Source organism: Roseobacter sp. (assembly GCF_024639605.1).
Lineage (GTDB): Bacteria > Pseudomonadota > Alphaproteobacteria > Rhodobacterales > Rhodobacteraceae > Roseobacter.
The window spans coordinates 1-3703 of the sequence record NZ_JAHEHZ010000233.1 but is presented as its reverse complement, the minus strand read 5'-3'; the positions used below and the strand labels follow the sequence as shown (position 1 = coordinate 3703).

Sequence of the window (3703 nt, the reverse complement as noted above, 5' to 3'; positions counted from 1 at the left end):
AGCCAGGACACCTGGATCTTCTTTCCCTGGGACATGGCACTGCAATACGTCGAACCCTACCGGGGTACAGACTGACACAAGCCGCCGTTCTCTGGCTTAAAAATATCCCCGCCGGAGGCTTCCACCCCTGCCCCCGCGCTGAAAGGAAATATCTCACCATGCCCCTGACCCGCACCGCCAGCACCTTCCCCCCGCCCGTGATGGAGGCCCGGCGCTGGCTTGACGGCGTCACCTTCCCGCCCGACCGTGCGCTTATCAACGTGAGCCAGGCCGCACCGGTGGACCCGCCACCCCCGGCCCTGCGCGAGGCCATGGCCGAGGCCGCGCTGACCCGCGATGACGCGCATCTCTACGGCCCCGTGCTGGGCATGCCGGAGCTGCGCGAGACGCTGGCGGGCCGCACCTCACAGATATACGGCGGCACAGTGCGCACGGACCAGGTGGCCATCACATCGGGCTGCAACCAGGCCTTTGCCGCCGCCATTGCCACACTCTGCAGCGAGGGCGACGAAGTCATCGTCCCGGTGCCCTGGTACTTCAATCACAAAATGTGGCTCGATATGGCGGGCGTAAACACTGTACCGCTTCAGACCGGCGCCGATCTGCGCCCGGTGGCCGGTCAGGCCGCCGCTCTGATCACCGACCGCACCCGGGCCATCGCCCTTGTCTCGCCCAACAATCCCGCCGGCGTCGAATACCCTGACGATCTGTTGCGCGCCTTTTTCGATCTCGCCCGCGCCCGTGGCATCGCGCTTATTCTGGATGAAACCTATCGCGATTTCCACGCCTCTCCCGGTGCACCGCACAGCCTTTTTGAAGATCCTGACTGGGACGACACGCTCATCCACCTCTATTCTTTCTCGAAAGCCTACCGTCTGACCGGTCACCGGGTGGGCGCGCTCGTTACCAGCCCCGCGCGCCTCTCCGAGGTCGAAAAATTCCTCGATACCGTCGCCATCTGCCCCGGGCAGATCGGACAGTACGCGGCACTCTGGGGCATGCAGAATCTCGACCAGTGGCTGGCCGGTGAGCGCGAAGAAATCCTGACCCGCCGCGCCGCGATTGAAACCGGCTTTCCTGTGCTGGAAAAAGCCGGCTGGAGCCTGCTCGGGCTCGGTGCTTATTTCGCCTATGTCGCCCATCCCTTTTCGGTCAGCTCGGCGGATCTGGCACCCCGGCTGGTGCGTGATCAGGGCATCCTGTGCCTGCCCGGCACGATGTTCTGCCCCGCAGATGACCCCGCCGGCGCATCTCAGTTGCGCATCGCTTTCGCCAATCTCGATGCAGACGGCATCGCGGAGCTCTTTGACCGTCTGCACGCCTTCACCGCCTGAGGCGTGCTGCCCCTTGCTCCCCGGTCCGCCTGCGCATAGACAGTGCGGCATGCGTGAAACTCTGTGACGGGGACGACAATGGCAGCCGGCAAAAGCATCTCGAAAACGGCAATGTGGATCCTGATGGGTCTGCTGATCCTGGGCCTTGCCGGGTTTGGTGCCACCAATCTGTCCGGCAACATCCGCACGATCGGCACAGTCGGTGATAAACCGGTGCCGGTGGACAGCTATTTCCGGGCCCTGCAGCAGGAAATCCGTTCTTTTGAGCAACAGACCGGCCAGACCCTTTCTTTCGCGCGCGCTCGCGAAATCGGCCTCGACCGGGCGGTGCTGCAGCGAATTGTTGAAGACCGCGCGCTGGATCACGAAGCCACCGAAATGGGCCTCTCGATCGGCGACGAGAACCTGCGTGACCGGATCCTCGACATCCCGGCCTTCCGGGGTCTCGACGGCACCTTCGACCGCGAAGGTTACCGGTTTGCGCTGGAACAGAGCGGCCTCTCAGAGGCTGAATTCGAAGAACAGCTGCGCGAAGAGGTCGCGCGTACGCTGCTGCAGGGCGCTGTTCTGAGCGGCGTTGCTATGCCCGATACCTATGTTGATACGCTGATCAACTATGTCGGCGCCCGTGCAAGCTTTACCTGGACACTCCTCGGAGAGGGCGATCTTTCCGAGCCCGTGCCCACCCCCGACGAGGCGACACTGCGCGCGCATTACAACGAAAACACCGGCGCATTTACGCTGCCTGAGACGCGGCGCATCACTTATGCTGTGCTGACACCCGATATGCTGATCGACGATGTGGAGATCGAAGAAAGCGCACTGCGTGAGCTTTATGACGCGCGCATTGACGAGTTTAACCAGCCCGAGCGCCGTCTGGTGGAACGCCTAGCGTTTCTCGACGAAGAGGCCGCCGCCGCGGCACTGGCAAGCCTTGAGACAGGGGCCACCTTCGAAGATCTGGTCGAAGAGCGCGGCCTGACCCTTCAGGACGTCGATCTCGGAGATGTGGCGCAGGACGAACTCGGTGACGCGGGCGAGGCAGTCTTTGAGGCCGAAGTCGGCGAGGTCGCCGGACCGCTGCCAAGCCCGCTCGGCTCAGCGCTCTTCCGGGTGAACGGTGTGCTGCCCCCTCTCGAAACCTCCTTTGAGCAAGCGCAGGAGATGCTGCGCCCGATGCTCGTGAATGACCGCGCCCAGCGGCTGGTGGATGCGCAGGCCCAGAGCTTTGACGATATGCTCGCTGGCGGAGCAACGCTTGAAGAACTTGCTGCAGATACCGATATGGTGCTGAACGAGATCGCCTGGACCGAAGAAAGCGACGAGGATATCGCAGGCTACGAGGCCTTCCGCGACGCCGCCCGTGCGGTCACTCCGGAAGATTTCCCGGAAATCGGACAGCTTGACGACGGCGGTCTTTTTGCGCTGCGCCTCAATGAGGTTCTCCCGGAGCGTCCTGCCCCGTTTGCAGACGCGCGCGAAGCTGTCACCGCACACTGGCGCGCCGCCGAAACTGCGCGTCTGCTGAATATCGAGGTCGAAGCCGCCCTGCCACAGCTTGAAGAGGGCACCGACTTTGCAGAGCTTGGCTTTGATGCGGTGCGCGAGGAAAATCTGCTGCGCAGCGACTATGTCGGCGGCACGCCTGCAGGGTTTATGAACACCGTTTTTGAGATGCAGGAAGGCGAAGTGCGCATCATCGACGCTGATGGCGGCGTGATCATTGTCCGGCTGGACGGTACCGCAGGCCCAGAAGACGGCCCGGAAACCGACGAGCTGCGTGAACAGATCCGTGCGCAGGCCGGTCAGGCGCTGGCCGAGGACATATTCGACATCTACCGCGGCGATGTAACCCGCCGCGCCGACCCGCAGATAAACCAGCAGGCGCTGCAGGCCGTGCACGTCAACTTCCCCTGATACCGCAATGGCGCTGACCCCTGATTTCGCAGCCTTCGAGGCGGAATACGCCGCCGGGCGGAACCAGATCGTCTGGACCCGGCTGGCCGCTGATCTGGACACGCCCGTTTCGCTGATGCTGCGCCTTACCGGCGCGCAAAAGGACGCCTTTGTGCTGGAATCAGTCACGGGTGGAGAAGTGCGCGGTCGCTATTCGATCATCGGCATGAAGCCCGATCTGATCTGGCGCTGCCGGGCTGACCAGAGTGAGGTCAACCGCGCCGCGCGGTACGACAGCGATGCCTTTACCCCGATGGAGGGCAATCCGCTGGACGCGCTGCGCTCTCTGATCGCTGAAAGCCGGATCGAACTGCCCGAGGATCTGCCGCAGGCCGCTGCCGGGCTTTTCGGGTATCTCGGCTATGACATGGTGCGGCTGATCGAGCATCTGCCGGATGTGAACCCCGACCCGC

Annotated in this window: 2 protein-coding genes and 2 pseudogenes; all 4 read left to right on the top strand. The window is 63.4% G+C overall.

Translation table 11 applies throughout. The features are described from left to right. Positions 1 to 75, top strand: a pseudogene (locus Q0M35_RS18035) (xanthine phosphoribosyltransferase); the annotation flags it as partial. 83 nt (positions 76 to 158) lie between these two features. Then, on the top strand, positions 159 to 1334 hold the full coding sequence (locus Q0M35_RS18030) for an aminotransferase (protein WP_295317635.1): 1176 nt from the start codon (positions 159 to 161) through the stop codon (positions 1332 to 1334). A 78-nt stretch (positions 1335 to 1412) separates the two neighbouring features. Beyond that, the gene (locus Q0M35_RS18025; RefSeq protein WP_295317634.1) at positions 1413 to 3251 is read left to right on the top strand and encodes a peptidylprolyl isomerase; all 1839 of its coding nucleotides are present in this window, start codon (positions 1413 to 1415) and stop codon (positions 3249 to 3251) included. A gap of 7 nt (positions 3252 to 3258) precedes the next feature. Further along, positions 3259 to 3703, top strand: a pseudogene (locus Q0M35_RS18020) (anthranilate synthase component I); the annotation flags it as partial.

Coding starts and splice junctions, on each gene's coding strand:
- Q0M35_RS18030 (WP_295317635.1), top strand. CDS start 159: ATGCCCCTGACCCGCACCGCCAGCACCTTCCCCCCGCCCGTGATGGAG.
- Q0M35_RS18025 (WP_295317634.1), top strand. CDS start 1,413: ATGGCAGCCGGCAAAAGCATCTCGAAAACGGCAATGTGGATCCTGATG.